Origin of the sequence: Agromyces archimandritae (assembly GCF_018024495.1) — a bacterium.
Lineage (GTDB): Bacteria > Actinomycetota > Actinomycetes > Actinomycetales > Microbacteriaceae > Agromyces > Agromyces archimandritae.
This window is the reverse complement of the sequence record NZ_CP071696.1, coordinates 2557678-2571191: the sequence shown is the minus strand read 5'-3', so window position 1 is coordinate 2571191 and position 13514 is coordinate 2557678. Positions and strand designations below refer to the sequence as shown.

Here is a 13514-nt window from a genome sequence, read left to right as displayed (position 1 = left end):
GGCGGAGGCAGGTCTCGGTGGCTTGGGCTGATCTGGGAGCAGCACTGCTCCCACCGTTGCTTGCACTGTTGCTCGCGTCGATGCTCGCTGAGGGCACAGCCCCCGGCACGGCCCGAAACGTCTTGCTGTTCGCCTCTCTCGCCACACTGGGCGCGGCGACCCGTTGGCCCTCACTCGCGTTCGTGATTCCGTGCGGATACTTTCTTGTGTGCGGTGCGATGGGTTTCGCATTCGGAGCGGCAGAACCTGATCCCTGGGCGGTCCCGTTGTCGTCGTGGGACCCGGACAGAGACTGGTGGCTCGTAGCCGCTTCGAGCGCTGCTGCAGCCGCGACACATCTTGTGCACAGGATGCTCAACCGCTTCCCCTAACCGATGCTTCTTGCGTTCAGCGAAAGATCGCGGGTTCTTACGCGGGTCGACGGCCCGCGAGTGGATGCCCCGGCGCGCTGCCGCTGCTAGCGTCGAGGCTCTCCGGCGCCCGGAACACCCTCCGCGCCGGCCTCGCGACGCATCCCGTGGCGAGCCAGAGCGCGACCGGTCGCACACCGACGGTCGCCAGCGAACCGCAGTCGACGCCCCGCCCAACGGCCGCTCGCGCGCCGACCCGGCCCCGCCCGTCCGGGGCGCCAGCGTGCGCCCCGCCGACCGAAAGGCTCGCGATGAGCATCCACGCACGCACCGACCGCTCCCCCATCTCCCTCACCGACGCCGAGATCTTCGCCGCGCACGAGGGCGGCAAGCTCGAGATCGCCCTCAGCGCCCCGCTCGAAACGCAGCGGGATCTCTCGATCGCCTACACGCCCGGCGTCGCCCGGGTCAGCCGCGCCATCGAGCAGGCGCCGGACGCCGCCGGCAGCTACACCTGGGCGAGCCGGCTCGTCGCGGTCGTCTCGGACGGCAGCGCCGTGCTCGGCCTCGGCGACATCGGGGCATCCGCCTCTCTGCCCGTAATGGAGGGCAAATCGGCGCTGTTCCGCCGCTTCGGCGGCCTGAACTCGATCCCGATCGTGCTCGAGACCAACGACGTGGACGAGATCGTCGAGACGCTCGTGCGGCTGCGCTCGAGCTTCGGCGCGGTGAACCTCGAGGACGTCTCGGCGCCGCGCTGCTTCGAGCTCGAGTCGAAGCTCATCGAGGCCCTCGACATGCCCGTCATGCACGACGACCAGCACGGCACCGCCGTCGTCGTCCTCGCCGCCCTCACGAATGCCGCACGCGTCGTCGGCCGCCCGCTCGAATCGCTCCGCATCGTCGTCTCGGGTGCCGGGGCGGCAGGCGTCGCCGTCTCGGAGATGCTGCTGCACGCCGGGGTCCGGGATCTCGTCGTGCTCGACTCGCGCGGCGTCCTCGGACCGGATCGGCAGCTCGATGGGGTGAAGTGCGGGCTCGCCTCGCGCACGAACCCGCGCGGACTCACCGGGGGCATCGACGTCGCCCTGGCCGGCGCGGACGTGTTCATCGGCGTCTCCTCCGGCACCGTGCCCGAGGAGGCCGTCGCCGCGATGTCGTCGGACGCCATCGTCTTCGCCCTCTCGAACCCCGACCCCGAGGTGCACCCGGAGGTCGCCGCACGCCACGCACGGGTCGTCGCCACCGGCCGCAGCGATTTCCCGAACCAGATCAACAACGTGCTCGCCTTCCCGGGCATCTTCCGCGGGGCGCTGGACGCCGGGGCGCGTCGCATCACCACGGAGATGAAGCTCGCCGCGGCGGCCGCCATCGCCGGCATGGTCGAGGCGCCGACCGCGGAGCGGATCGTGCCGAGCCCGCTGGAGGCCGGGGTCGCGGATGCGGTCGCGGCGGCGGTGATCGCCGCGACCGACTGAGGGGCGCGGCGACTGGCGGCGGCCCGCGGGCGCCGCTCAGTCGCGCGGGCTCAGCAGGTAGGCGTTGAAGGCGGCCGTCTCGGCGGCGTCGAACGGCACGGGCCGCCCGTCGAGCTCCACGACGGGCACGGCGAGCCGCACGCTCGAGACGAGCCAGACGGCGTCGGCGCGCGCGAGCTCTTCGGCTCGGATGTCGCGCTCCGTCGCGGTGGATCCGGCATCCACCAGGTGGGAGAACAGCGAACGCTGGGTCGTGCCCGGCAGGATCTGCCCCGTCGCCGCGGGCGTCGCGACCTCGTCGCCGATGCGCATGACGACGCTGGACGTCGGGCCCTCGAGCACGTATCCGTCGCTCGAGACGAAGATCGCGTCGTCGGCGCCGCGGCGCTTCGCCTCGCGCAGGGCGGCCATGTTGACCGCGTACGAGAGGGTCTTCGCGCCGAGCAGCAGCCAGGGGGCCCGCTCAGCGGCGCCGTGGTCGTAGCCGCGGTCGAGGGTGACGGCGCGGATGCCGTGCTCGCGCGCGGCCCGGTGGTCGGCGCTCGGGAAGCCCATGAGCCACGCCGTCGGCGTCGGGCCGCCCTCGATGCCACGGCTGAGAACGATCTTCACCGAGTACTCGCCCTGCGCGGGCAGTTCGCCGACCGCGCGGTGGATGGCCCGGCGCCACTGCTCGAGGTTCGGCTCGGGCAGGTCGGTGATGCGGGCGGATGCCCGGAGGCGCTCGAGGTGCGGGCCGACCTCCTGCGCGTGGCCGTCGACCACGGCGATCGTCTCGAAGATGCCGTCGCCGCGCTGCGTGGACAGTTCGGCGACGCGCAGCGCCGGAGCAGACGGCGCGACCGCATGGAACGTGGAATCGGGGTCGATGTCGTCGACGTCCGCCGGCAGCGGTTCGATGAGCAGCGTGACCGTGTGCGACATGCTCCGATGCTACGCGCATGGAAAAGCCGGGCCGCAGAACGCCTCTCGGCGCGAGGCCGCTCGAAGCGGCGAAATTTGGAGCCCGGGGTTACTGCGGCCCGGCCATTCGAGTGTAACGGAGGGTGCTGCACGGCTATTCCCGGGCGCGTCGCCGCGGACGGCAGGTGCGCGCGGGGGTCGCACGGCGGGGCGGGTGGATGCCGCGGCGCGGTCAGTCGAGGGACTCGCGGCGCCAGAGGCGCGCGCAGGCGGCGAGTTCGTCGGCGAGTTCGGCCAGGCGGAGGGCCCGGCGGGTCAGTTCGCGGGGGCGGTGCTCGTGCACGGCATCCGCGGCATCCGCATCGTCGGCGAGGCTCGTGAACCCGGCCGAGGCGACCCGGCAGAACGACGACGCCCGGTCGAGGGCGACGGCGAAGTCGCCCGTGAAGAGCCCGCGGAGGATGCGGTCGGCGAGCTCGCGCACCTCGGCCGGGCCCGTCGGGGTCGCCGCCCCTGCGACGACCTGGTCGATCGTCGTGGACACCTCGCTGCCGCGACGGAAGGCGTAGGCGACCGATTCCGCGTCCTGCCGGATGAGGGTGCGCAGCAGGTAGATGCGCCAGAGCGCCCCCGGCAGCGTCTTGGCGGGCGACTGCGACCAGAGTTCGGCGATCGCGTCGATGCCGTGCTCGTCGGTGTAGCGGACGAGACGGTCGACGATCTCGGGGTCGGGATCCTCGCGCACGCGCGAAAGGACCGCCGCGGCCGTGTCGTGGGCGGCACGGCTCAGCTCCGCCGGGTCCTCCGAGCCGATGTACGACTCGAACATCCCCGGCGGGAACCGGGTCGGACGGTGGAAGTCGGCGGCCATCCGCCCCACCCTACCCGTGCGGGCCGGGCGGAGGCGGGGCGTCGCGGTCGGCGAGGCCGTGCTTCGTACGCCCAGATGACGGCGTGCCCGCGATCGCGCAATCCGAGCTCGGCGAGGATCGCGGCGACATGCGTCTTGACGGTGTTGCCGGTCGGGTGCAGGCGGGCGCCGATCCGATGCTGCTGGCCGTCTGGGCGTATGCGGCGTTCCGCCGGGCAGGCGCACCCGTGTGAGATAGGCAGTGCCCGCTCACGGTATCGTGGACGGGCGGGCCTCTAGCTCAGTTGGCAGAGCAGCGGACTTTTAATCCGCGGGTCGTGGGTTCGAGCCCCACGGGGCCCACCGTTTCGGATCGCCCCGGCATCCACCGCGCCGGGGCATCCGCTCGCCGTCAGCCGACGATCTCGCGGAAGGCCGACATGAGCCGCACGCGCTCCTCGCCCGTCTGCGCGAGCGTCGTCACCGCGAGGGTCGTCACGCCCGCCTCGCGGAAGGCCGCGACACGGTCGGCGATCTCGGCGGGCGGACCGATGAGCGAGACCGCGCGGACCATCTCGTCGGTGACGGCGGCGATCGCCTCGTCCTTGCGGCCGTCGAGGTAGAGGTCCTGGATGCGATCGGCCTCGGCCCCGTACCCGAAGCCGGTGAAGAGCTCGTGGTAGAAGTTCTTGCCGCGCGCGCCCATACCGCCGATATAGAGCGCGAGGGTCGGCTTCACGAAGGGGTAGGCGCGCTCGGGCGCGTCGGTGATCGCCAACGGCGGGGCCGCGATCACATCCAGCGGCCCGAGGGACGGATCGCGCTTCGCCAGGCCCGCCGCAAGCGGCCCGCCCCATACGGCATCGGCGCCCTCGGGGCTGAAGAACATCGGCTGCCAGCCCTCGGCGAGTTCGGCGGTTTGCGCCACCGACTTCGGACCGAGCGCGGCGACGATGATCGGGATGCGCTCGCGCACCGGACGGTTGATGAGCTTCAGCGGCTTGCCGAGGCCCGTGCCCTCGCCCTCCGGCAACGGGATGCGGTACTTGCGGCCCTCGTAGACGACCGGTTCGCGACGCCACACCATGCGGCAGATCTCGATGATCTCGCGCATCCGGGTCAGCGGCGCGTCGTACGGCACCCCGTGGAAGCCCTCGACGACCTGCGGGCCCGACGCGCCGAGCCCCAGCGTGAAGCGGCCGTCCGAAACGAAGTCGAGGCCGGCGGCCGTCATCGCGGTGAGCGTCGGCGTGCGCGTGTACGTCTGCAGGATGCCGCTGGCCAGCTCCATCCGGCTCGTGCGGGCGGCGAGGAAGCCGAGCTGGCTCACCGCATCGAAGGAGTACGCCTCCGGCACCACCACGAGGTCCACGCCGGCCTCCTCGAGCCGGGCGACCTCGTCCGCGGCCTCGCGGAAGCCGCCCGCGTAGTTCAGCATCATTCCGACGCGCATCACGATCCCTCCTGCCGTGCGCGGCGGCACGGCCAGCGGTCAGCACCCTACCCGAACCCCGCGCATCCGCCGACGATGGATGCCGGAAGCCACAAGGGAACCCGCCGGTATCCCCCAGCGCTCGTGGAGGATCGTGCGCGAGGCTGGAACCCCCGCTCCGCCCGAGAGGACCCGCCCGTGGCCTGGACCCTGCTCATCGACGTCGTCATCGTCCTCGTCTTCATCGGCGCGCTCGTCAACGGGTTCCGCGCCGGGCTCCTGCGCACCGCGGCCGGCCTCGTCGGGCTCGTCGCCGGCGGCATCGCCGCGTTCTTCGTCATGCCGCTGACGATGTCGTGGATCCCGTTCCCCGAGTGGCGCGTCGCGGCATCCATCGCGGTCGCCGTGCTGCTGCTCATCATCGGCAGCTGGCTCGGCGCGGCCGTCGGCCGAACACTGCGACGCGGGGCGAAGGCCGTCAAGCTCGGGATGCTGGACCGCATCCTCGGCGCCGTCGGCAACCTGCTCGTCACCGCCCTCGTCGTCATGCTCGTCGGCACGGGCGTGCGGGCGATGGCCGTGCCCGTGCTCTCGCCGGCACTGTCGTCGTCATGGGTGCTGCGGAGCATCGAGGCGATCACCCCCGAACCCGCCCAGCGCTTCATCGCCGAGGTGCGCGGCGCCGCGACCGAGCAGGCGCTGCCGTGGCTGACCGAAGTGCTCGGCGGGCCGAAGACCGCGCCCGCCCTGCCCGACTTCGCCCTCGACAACCCCGCGCTCGTCACCGCGACCGACTCGGTCGTGCGGGTCACCGGCAACGCCTTCCAGTGCGGGCAGAACCTGTCGGGCTCGGGATTCGTCGTCGCCGACGACCGGGTCGTCACGAACGCGCACGTCGTCGCCGGCGTCGACGAACCCATCATCGAAGCCCCCGGCGAAGATCCCGTCGCCGGCCGCGTCGTCGCCTTCGACCCCGAGCACGACCTCGCCGTCATCGCCGCACCGGGCCTCGACGCCGACGCCCTCGACCTCGCCGACGCCCTCGGCGACGGATCGCCCGCAGCCGTCGCCGGCTACCCCTTCGGCGGCCCGTTCACCCTCGGCGCGGCCGAAGTGATGTCCACCGGCTCGCTCCTCGTCGAATCCGACGGCGTGCAGTCGTCGCGGGAGGTCATCACGCTCGCCGCGACCGTGCAGCACGGCAACTCGGGCGGGCCGCTGCTGACGATGGACGGCGACGTCGCCGGCGTGATCTTCGCCAAGTCGGAGACGGTCGACAACGTCGGCTATGCGGTGCCGATGTCGGAGCTGGCGCCGCTGGCCGCAGAGGCGCCGTCGCTCAGCGAGCAGGTCGGTTCGGGCAGCTGCGTGGGCTGAGGCCGGCGCTTCGCGCCGAGACCCGCCTCGGAACGAGGCAGCGTCTCAGCGCTCGGCGGGCGTGAACCCGGCGAAGCGGATCCCCCAGGAGAGCTCCCACTGCTCGCCCGGTCCGAGCCAGCGTAGGCCGCGGCCGGAATTGAACGCATCGGCCGGCGCGGTCATCGGCTCGATCGCGATCGCCGTGTCGCCGTCCTCGCCGGGGAACCCCCGCGTCGTGTACACCTGCACGAACGCGAAATCGGGGTCGGCCGTGATCGAGACGCTTCGACCGTCGGGGGCCGACAGCGTGTGCTCGATGCGGCCGGTGTCGGCATCCGCCCAGGTCTTGCCGAAGGCGTCGTCCAGGTGCAGCTGCCCGACCGTGCGACCCTCGCGCAGGTCCCACTCCGTGCCCTCGACGGGCACCTCGCCGGTCGGGAGCAGGCGGTCGTCGACCTCGAAATGGCTCTCGGCCGACAGGGTGAGGGTGAGCGAGTCGGTCGGCACATCGCCGATCTTCAGGAACGGGTGGGTGCCCACGGCGACCGGCGCCGCCTCCGCGCCGAGGTTCTCGACGAGATGGGTGACCTTCAGTCCGTCGGAGTCGAGTTCGTAGTGGACGGCCGTGCCGAGCAGGTACGGGTAGCCGAGCTGCGGATAGACCGTCGCGGCGAGGGTGACCGATTCCGGTTCGCGGGCGATCTGCCGGTACTCGGTGTAGCGCAGCAGGCCATGGATGGCGTTGTGCAGTGCCGGTTCGGTGATCGCGAGCTGGTGGACGGTTCCGTCGTGCTCCCAGCGGCCGTCGCGGATGCGGTTCGGCCACGGCACGAGGACGATGCCGGCCCCGCTCGGCGGCACTCGGTCGGCGGAGAACGACGCGACGAGATCCACCCCCTCGAGCTGCAGCTCCCGGATGCCGGCGGCCACGGCCGTGACGGTCGCGCGGAGCCGCCCGCTGGCGGTCTCGGTGACGAGTTCGAACTGTTCGCCGGTCGGGTCGGTCATGCCGACAGCCTACGGCGTGCCGGACGTGCCGGCACCGACCGGAACGGGGCTCTCGGAGGGCACGTCGGGGCTCGGCGCGTCGGGGGTCAGTGCGTCGGGGTTCGGCGCGTCGCCGGCGCGGACGACCTCGAGCCCGGCGTCCCCGAGATCGTCGATCAGGTCCGCCGAGGCGCGTTCGTCGGTGATGAGCAGATCGAACGCCTCGACCGGGCCGATGCGGCCGAGGTGCACGTCCCCGAGCTTCGACCCGTCGGCGACGACGATGCGCCGGGCGGCGCGGCGCAGCATGTGCGCTTTGACTGCCGCCTCGGGCAGGTTGGCGTTCGTGACGCCGCCCGCGGCATCCACCCCGTTGCAGCCGATGAACGCGAGATCGACGTGCACCTCGTCGAGCACGGTGCCCGCGAGCGGCTGCACGAGCGAGTGCTGGCGCGGGCGCAGCGTGCCGCCGGTGACCACGACGGTGAAGCGCGGGATCTCGGCTTCGAGCTCGAGGGCGATGGAGAGGCCGTTGGTGACGATCGTGACGTCGTCGAGCTCGTCGCGCTCGCGCAGGGCGCGGGCGATCGCGTGGGTCGTCGTGCCCACGTCGAGGATGATGCTCTGGCCGCTTCGGACCATCGCGGCCGCGGCGAGCGCGATGCGCCGTTTCGGGACGACGGAGGCTTCGAGGGCCTCTTCGAAGCTCGGCTCCCGCTCGGGGCGGCCCGCGGCATCCACCGGCACCGCCCCGCCGTGCACCCGGCGCACCGAGCCGTCGCGTTCGAGACTGTCGAGGTCGCTGCGAGCCGTCACGGTCGTCACGCCGAAGTTCTCGCTCAACTCGATGACGCTCGCGAAGCCGCGGTGGACGATGAGGTCGACCATCATCGCTCGGCGCGAGGGGGGATCGGTGGACATGCGAACATCCTCGCCGTTCCTCGCCGTATTTTCCAGTTCGAAAGCCGATTTGTTTCGAAAGCGAAAATCCGCGTAGGGTGTCCCCGTGGAACGCGACGCACGCATCAACCGGCACGAGGCCCGGCTCGCCGACGGGCGCGAGCTCTGGTACTTCGATGACGCCGACACGAGCCTCCCGCCCGAGCGCGCGATCGACGCCCGAGCGCTGCCCGAACGCCCCGCGACCGCGCGCATGCGGCAGGACGTGCTGACCGGCGAGTGGATCGCCATCGCCTCCGCGCGCCAGCACCGGGTCGTGCTGCCGCCGGCCGAACTCGACCCACTCGCCCCGCAGAGCCCGGGCAATCCGTCCGAGGTCCCCGCCCGCTACGACGTGGCCGTCTTCGAGAACCGCACGCCGTCGTTCGGGCCGGGGCTGCCGGCGGCGGATGCCGCGAGCAGCGAAGCCGGCGAACTCACCCGCATCGGCTTCGAACGATCCCGCCCCGCCTTCGGCCGCTGCGAGGTCGTGTGCTTCAGCCCCGACACCGAAGGATCCTTCGGCACGCAGACCGCCTCGCGGGCCCGCACCGTCATCGAGGCGTGGGCGGAACGCACGGCCGCCCTCCAGGCGCTGCCGGGCGTCGAGCAGGTCTTCCCCTTCGAGAACCGCGGGCGCGAGATCGGCGTGACCCTCGGGCATCCGCACGGGCAGATCTACGCCTACCCCTACGTGACGCCGCGAACCGAGCGACTCCTCGCGGCCGTCGACGCGGTCGGGCCCGGCCTCTTCGCCGAACTGCTCGAACGCGAGCGCGGCGGGCCGCGCGTCGTGCTCGCCGGCCGCCACTGGACGGCGTTCGTGCCCTTCGCCGCCCGCTGGCCGATCGAGGTCCACCTCCTCCCCCACCGCCACGTGCCAGACTTCGCGGCGACGAGCCTCGACGAACGCGACGAACTCGCCGGCCTCTACCTCAGGCTGCTCCGCGGCATCGACGCCCTCTACGAGACGCCGACGCCCTACATCGCCGCCTGGCATCAGGCCCCCGTGCACCGCGGCCGCGACGGGATACGGCTCATGCTGCAGCTGACGAGCCCCCGACGCGGCGCCGACCGGCTGAAGTACCTCGCCGGGTCCGAGGCCGCCATGGGAGCCTGGGTCGGCGACATCGAACCCGAGGCGCAGGCCGAGGCCCTGCGCGCCGCCGTCGAACGGAGCACCCGATGACCCTCACGGATCGAACCGTCGCCGCCTTCGCCGAACGGCACGGGCGGCAGGCCGCCGGCGTCTGGTCCGCACCCGGGCGCGTGAACCTCATCGGCGAGCACACCGACTACAACGAGGGCTTCGTGCTGCCCTTCGGCATCGACCGGCGAACCGCCGTCGCCCTCGCGCCGCGCGAGGACCGGCTCGTGCGCGTGACCACGGGGTTCGCGGACGGGGCGGCGGAGTTCTCGCTCGACACGATCGACCCCGACGCCGGGGCGGGCTGGCACACCTACCCGCTCGGGCTCGTCTGGGCGCTCGGCGAACTCGGCGCGCCGCCGGCCGGGCGCCGCGGCGTCGACGTGCACATCGAGAGCGACGTGCCCGCCGGGGCCGGGCTGTCGTCATCGGCCGCCCTCGAGGCGGCCCTCGCGCTCGCCCTCGACGAGCACTGGGCGCTCGGCCTGAACCGAGCCGACCTCGCCCGCGCCGGGCAGCTCGCCGAGAACCGCGTCGTCGGCGCGCCGACGGGGATCATGGACCAGTCCGCCTCGCTCCTCGCCGAAGCGGATGCGGCCGTCTTCCTCGACTGCCGCTCCCTCGAAGCGGCCACGGTGCCGCTCGGCTTCTCCGCCGACGGGCTCTCGCTGCTCGTGATCGACACGCGCGTCACCCACGAGCACGCCACCGGCGGCTACGCCGCACGGCGCGCATCGTGCGAGGCCGGCGCCCGGAGCCTCGGCGTCGCCTCGCTGCGCGAACTCGGCCCCGACGACCTCGCACGCGCGGCCGAGGTGCTGGACGATGAGACCTTCCGCCGCGTCCGTCACATCGTCACCGAGAACGGGCGCGTGCTCGACACCGTCCGGGCTCTGCGCTCGGACGGCCCGACCGCGATCGGCCCGTACCTCGACGCCTCCCACGCCTCCCTCCGCGACGACTTCGAGATCTCCACCCCGGAACTCGACCTCGCCGTCGGGACCGCGCAGGCCACGGGCGCGATCGGGGCCCGCATGACAGGCGGAGGCTTCGGCGGTTCGGCGATCGCACTCGTCGTCGACCCCCTCGTCCCGGTGCTCGAACGCGCCGTCGTCCGCGCCTTCGCCGAAGAGGGCTACGCCGAACCGGCCGTGTTCACCGTGCGCCCCTCGGCCGGTGCACGGCGGGAGCGATGAGATGACCGACGGACTGCGTGCGCGTCAGGCACGCCCCGAAGACGCGGCCGGAGTCGCCGCCGTGCACGTCGCCTCCTGGCGTGCGGCGTACCGGGGCATCGTCTCCCGTGAGATCCTCGACGGGCTCGACGGCAACACCCGCGCGATCCGCTTCTACGAACGGCACGGCTGGATCGCCGACGGCGGCGTGAAAACCGGCGAGGGCGGCAGCGCCGACGGGCTGCGCGAACTCCGGCACCGGCGCCGGCCGACGCCGGAACCCGCCTGACGGCAGCGCGGGCTCCGGGGCGTCGCCTACGCTGCAGCCGCGTCGGGTTCGACGGCGGTGGGCGTGCCGCCCGTGATCCGCACCAGTTCGTCGAAGCTCGTCGGGAACACGGTCTTCGCGTGCCCGGCGGCCGCCCACACCTCGTCATAGGCGGCGAGCGCGGTGTCGACGAACGTCCGCACCGGCGCCGGATGCCCGAGCGGGGCGACCCCGCCGATGACCTGGCCGGTGGCCTGCTTCACGAGCTCCTTCGACGCACGCCCGATCGTGCCGCCGATCCGCTCCCCGAGCCAGGCCGTGTCGACCCGGTGGGCGCCGCTCGTGAGCACGAGGATCGGCTCCCCATCGAGGGTGAACACGAGCGAGTTGGCGATCTGCCCGACCTCGACGCCGATCGCATCCGCCGCGAGCTGCGCCGTCGTCACGGCGTCGCCGAGCCACCGGATCTCCGGGGCCAGCCCGTTGCCGGCGAGGGCTTCGATGACGCGGTCGACGGCGGGGTGCGAGGGAGTGCTCATGCGTCGGATCCTACGGCAGCCGCTTCGCCGGCACCGCCGCTCGCGGGCTGCGCGGCATCCGCACCCGGCCTCTGCTCGCGCGGGCCGCGGAACAGGCCCGTCGCCACGAGCACCGCCACGAGCACGAGCGGCACGATCCACCCGGACCACCCGAGCAGCCCCGCCTGGGTCGGGTCGACGCTCGACCCCGCCGCGGCGAAGAGGAACACGGTGCCGGCCGAGGCGTTGATCGCCCCGTGCCCGAGCGCTGCCGGCAAGACGGATCCGCTGCGCTCCCGCACCCAGGCGAGCACACCGCCCATGACGATGCACATGCCGCACATCGACGCGATCGCCACCAGCGGATCCACCCCCGGGTAGTTGTAGCCGAGCAGCAGCAGCGGTGCATGCCAGACGCCCCAGATCACCCCCGAGACGAGGATCGCCGGCACGACGCCGAGCCTGCGGAGGCTCGGATACAGGTATCCGCGCCACCCGAGTTCCTCGCCGAAGGCCGGGAGCATGTTCACGAGCGAGCCCGGCACGATCATCGCCAGTTGCAGGCCGACGAGCAGCGCGATCGGCAGCGGGAAGCCCCCGGCGCCGCTCGCCGCGAGCTGGGCCGTGATCTGCTCGGCGAAGAAGCCGAAGCCGGCGAAGTCCGCCTCGTAGACGCCGAACAGCACGCCGAGCGGAAGCGCGGCGAACACGAGCGCGAGGCACACGCCCAGCGCGATCCCGAGCCAGGCGAAGAGGCGGCCGACCGGTCGCAACGGCCAGGCCCCGAGGGCGCGCCAGACTCCGCGACGCCCCTCGACGAAGCGCACGGTGATGAGCGCCGAGGCGCCCGGGGTCAGCATGACCAGCATCGCGATGAGCGGGAACACCGGGCTCGCGAGGCCGCCGGTGACGAAGAGGGGCGAAGCCACGAGCCACGCGAGCGCGATCGCGAGCGCCGAGAAGACGAGCGGCCCGAGCCAGGCGGGGCGCGAGGGTCGCTGCGGCACGAAAGGTCGCGGGGCCGGGACCTGCTGGGCGGAGTCTGGTGCGGGGATCATCGGGTCTCCTCATCGAGCTCGGACGGCGGACCCAGCGTATCGGCCGCGCCGCCGCGGTGGAGCGCTGCGCGACGGCTGCGCAGTGGTGGCCCCGCTCGACGGCAGTGCAGTGGTGGAGTCCGCGCGACGGCTGCGCAGTGGTGGAGCCTCGCGCGACGCCGCCGCCGCCGCCATCACCATCGCCATCGCCATCGCCATCGCCACGGAATCGGAGATCGCCACGGATTCGGATGGATCCAGCTCCTTCCATCCGAATCCGTGGCGATCTCCGGAACGGTGGCGGCAGCGGATGCCGCAGGCGTCGTCGCGGCCACCGCCACGGAATCGGAGATCGCCACGGATTCGGATGGATTCAGCTCGCTCCATCCGGAACCGTGGCGATCTCCGGAACGGTGGCGGCAGCGGATGCCGCCACCGCGTAGAGGGCCCGGGCGGAGGGTCGGGGGCGGGGGCGGAGGGTCGGGGGCCGGGGCGGAGGGCCGGCGCGGAGGGGCACACCTTAGGCTGGGGCCATGACCGCCGATCCCTCCGCCCATGTTCTGCCGCTCGCCGGTATCGCCGCTCCCGAGCTCGATGAGAGCGCCTTCGTCGCGGCCGGTGCCGTGATCGTCGGCGATGTGCATCTCGGCGCCGAAGCGAGCGTCTGGTACAACGCGGTGCTGCGCGCAGAGGCCGAACGGATCACGATCGGGGCGCGATCCAATCTGCAGGACGGCGTCGCCGGGCACGTCGACGCGGGCTTCCCGCTGACGGTCGGCGAGGGCGTCTCGGTCGGGCACCGTGCGGTGCTGCACGGCTGCACGATCGAGGACGACTGCCTCATCGGCATGAGCGCGACCGTCATGAACGGCGTCGTCATCGGGGCAGGCTCGCTCGTCGCGGCGGGCGCGGTCGTGCTCGAGGGCACGCAGGTTCCGCCGGGCTCGCTCGTCGCCGGCGTTCCCGCGAAGGTCCGCCGTGAGCTGAGCGCCGCCGAACGCGAAGGGCTCCAGCGCAACGCCGCCCACTATCTCGAGCTCGCGCGCGTGCACCAGAGCCCGGTCGACTGAG

The 13514-nt window shown here is 72.7% G+C and carries 14 protein-coding genes and 1 tRNA gene; 8 read left to right on the top strand and 7 right to left on the bottom strand.

The genetic code is table 11. The features are described 5' to 3' along the window. Window positions 1-661: 661 nt before the first annotated feature. The gene (locus G127AT_RS11685; protein ID WP_210897078.1) at window positions 662-1828 is read left to right on the top strand and encodes an NAD(P)-dependent malic enzyme; all 1167 of its coding nucleotides are present in this window, start codon (window positions 662-664) and stop codon (window positions 1826-1828) included. A 36-nt stretch (window positions 1829-1864) separates the two neighbouring features. Here the strand turns inward: G127AT_RS11685 and G127AT_RS11680 are convergent, their stop codons facing one another. Together G127AT_RS11680 and G127AT_RS11675 are read right to left on the bottom strand one after the other, a co-directional pair. Continuing rightward, entirely contained in the window at window positions 1865-2752 is an 888-nt protein-coding gene (locus tag G127AT_RS11680; protein WP_210897076.1) for an aminodeoxychorismate lyase, read from the bottom strand. A 211-nt stretch (window positions 2753-2963) separates the two neighbouring features. Then, window positions 2964-3602 carry a DNA-directed RNA polymerase subunit beta gene (locus G127AT_RS11675; protein ID WP_210897074.1) on the bottom strand — a complete coding sequence of 213 codons (639 nt, stop codon included), beginning with the start codon at window positions 3600-3602 and terminating at the stop codon, window positions 2964-2966. Between the two features lie 83 nt (window positions 3603-3685). On the opposite strand from G127AT_RS11675, the gene G127AT_RS16330 reads away from it, so the two are divergent. Next, window positions 3686-3835 carry a hypothetical protein gene (locus G127AT_RS16330; protein ID WP_210897072.1) on the top strand — a complete coding sequence of 50 codons (150 nt, stop codon included), beginning with the start codon at window positions 3686-3688 and terminating at the stop codon, window positions 3833-3835. A gap of 36 nt (window positions 3836-3871) precedes the next feature. Beyond that, window positions 3872-3944: transfer RNA gene (locus G127AT_RS11665), tRNA-Lys, on the top strand. 49 nt (window positions 3945-3993) lie between these two features. On the opposite strand, the gene G127AT_RS11660 is transcribed toward G127AT_RS11665, so the two are convergent. Continuing rightward, entirely contained in the window at window positions 3994-5034 is a 1041-nt protein-coding gene (locus tag G127AT_RS11660; protein ID WP_210902096.1) for an LLM class F420-dependent oxidoreductase, read from the bottom strand. Between the two features lie 177 nt (window positions 5035-5211). Between G127AT_RS11660 and G127AT_RS11655 the strand changes: the two genes are divergently transcribed. Continuing rightward, window positions 5212-6390, top strand: a complete 1179-nt coding sequence (locus G127AT_RS11655) for a MarP family serine protease (protein ID WP_244857554.1) — start codon at window positions 5212-5214, stop codon at window positions 6388-6390. 45 nt (window positions 6391-6435) lie between these two features. Here the strand turns inward: G127AT_RS11655 and G127AT_RS11650 are convergent, their stop codons facing one another. Both G127AT_RS11650 and G127AT_RS11645 read right to left on the bottom strand, forming a co-directional pair. Further along, window positions 6436-7380: an aldose 1-epimerase family protein gene (locus tag G127AT_RS11650; RefSeq protein ID WP_210897068.1), complete on the bottom strand. Its 945-nt coding sequence runs from the start codon at window positions 7378-7380 to the stop codon at window positions 6436-6438. Window positions 7381-7389: 9 nt separating this feature from the next. Beyond that, the gene (locus G127AT_RS11645) at window positions 7390-8280 is read right to left on the bottom strand and encodes a DeoR/GlpR family DNA-binding transcription regulator (RefSeq protein WP_210897066.1); all 891 of its coding nucleotides are present in this window, start codon (window positions 8278-8280) and stop codon (window positions 7390-7392) included. Window positions 8281-8365: 85 nt separating this feature from the next. Here G127AT_RS11645 and G127AT_RS11640 point away from each other — a divergent pair, with 85 nt between their 5' ends. Genes G127AT_RS11640 through G127AT_RS11630 form a run of 3 tightly spaced genes read left to right on the top strand, consistent with a single transcriptional unit; the run spans window position 8366 to window position 10909 of the window. Next, the gene (locus G127AT_RS11640; protein WP_210897063.1) at window positions 8366-9487 is read left to right on the top strand and encodes a galactose-1-phosphate uridylyltransferase; all 1122 of its coding nucleotides are present in this window, start codon (window positions 8366-8368) and stop codon (window positions 9485-9487) included. After that, window positions 9484-10641 carry a galactokinase gene (gene galK, locus G127AT_RS11635; protein WP_210897061.1) on the top strand — a complete coding sequence of 386 codons (1158 nt, stop codon included), beginning with the start codon at window positions 9484-9486 and terminating at the stop codon, window positions 10639-10641. The genes G127AT_RS11640 and galK overlap by 4 nt, the downstream gene beginning before the upstream one ends. A 1-nt stretch (window position 10642) precedes the next feature. Beyond that, entirely contained in the window at window positions 10643-10909 is a 267-nt protein-coding gene (locus tag G127AT_RS11630; RefSeq protein WP_210897060.1) for a hypothetical protein, read from the top strand. A gap of 26 nt (window positions 10910-10935) precedes the next feature. Here G127AT_RS11630 and G127AT_RS11625 read toward each other — a convergent pair whose 3' ends face one another. Together G127AT_RS11625 and G127AT_RS11620 are read right to left on the bottom strand one after the other, a co-directional pair. Further along, on the bottom strand, window positions 10936-11427 hold the full coding sequence (locus G127AT_RS11625; protein ID WP_210897058.1) for a YbaK/EbsC family protein: 492 nt from the start codon (window positions 11425-11427) through the stop codon (window positions 10936-10938). Beyond that, the gene (locus G127AT_RS11620; RefSeq protein ID WP_210897055.1) at window positions 11424-12464 is read right to left on the bottom strand and encodes a CPBP family intramembrane glutamic endopeptidase; all 1041 of its coding nucleotides are present in this window, start codon (window positions 12462-12464) and stop codon (window positions 11424-11426) included. Before G127AT_RS11620 ends, G127AT_RS11625 begins: the two co-directional genes overlap by 4 nt. A 512-nt stretch (window positions 12465-12976) precedes the next feature. On the opposite strand from G127AT_RS11620, the gene G127AT_RS11615 reads away from it, so the two are divergent. Beyond that, a complete protein-coding gene (locus G127AT_RS11615; protein WP_210897053.1) occupies window positions 12977-13513 on the top strand; it encodes a gamma carbonic anhydrase family protein in 537 nt (178 codons plus the stop codon). The last annotated feature ends 1 nt before the right edge of the window (window position 13514 follow it).

Coding starts and splice junctions, on each gene's coding strand:
- G127AT_RS11685 (WP_210897078.1), top strand. CDS start 662: ATGAGCATCCACGCACGCACCGACCGCTCCCCCATCTCCCTCACCGAC.
- G127AT_RS11680 (WP_210897076.1), bottom strand. CDS start 2,752: ATGTCGCACACGGTCACGCTGCTCATCGAACCGCTGCCGGCGGACGTC.
- G127AT_RS11675 (WP_210897074.1), bottom strand. CDS start 3,602: ATGGCCGCCGACTTCCACCGTCCGACCCGGTTCCCGCCGGGGATGTTC.
- G127AT_RS11660 (WP_210902096.1), bottom strand. CDS start 5,034: ATGCGCGTCGGAATGATGCTGAACTACGCGGGCGGCTTCCGCGAGGCC.
- G127AT_RS11650 (WP_210897068.1), bottom strand. CDS start 7,380: ATGACCGACCCGACCGGCGAACAGTTCGAACTCGTCACCGAGACCGCC.
- G127AT_RS11645 (WP_210897066.1), bottom strand. CDS start 8,280: ATGTCCACCGATCCCCCCTCGCGCCGAGCGATGATGGTCGACCTCATC.
- galK (WP_210897061.1), top strand. CDS start 9,484: ATGACCCTCACGGATCGAACCGTCGCCGCCTTCGCCGAACGGCACGGG.
- G127AT_RS11630 (WP_210897060.1), top strand. CDS start 10,643: ATGACCGACGGACTGCGTGCGCGTCAGGCACGCCCCGAAGACGCGGCC.
- G127AT_RS11625 (WP_210897058.1), bottom strand. CDS start 11,427: ATGAGCACTCCCTCGCACCCCGCCGTCGACCGCGTCATCGAAGCCCTC.
- G127AT_RS11620 (WP_210897055.1), bottom strand. CDS start 12,464: ATGATCCCCGCACCAGACTCCGCCCAGCAGGTCCCGGCCCCGCGACCT.
- G127AT_RS11615 (WP_210897053.1), top strand. CDS start 12,977: ATGACCGCCGATCCCTCCGCCCATGTTCTGCCGCTCGCCGGTATCGCC.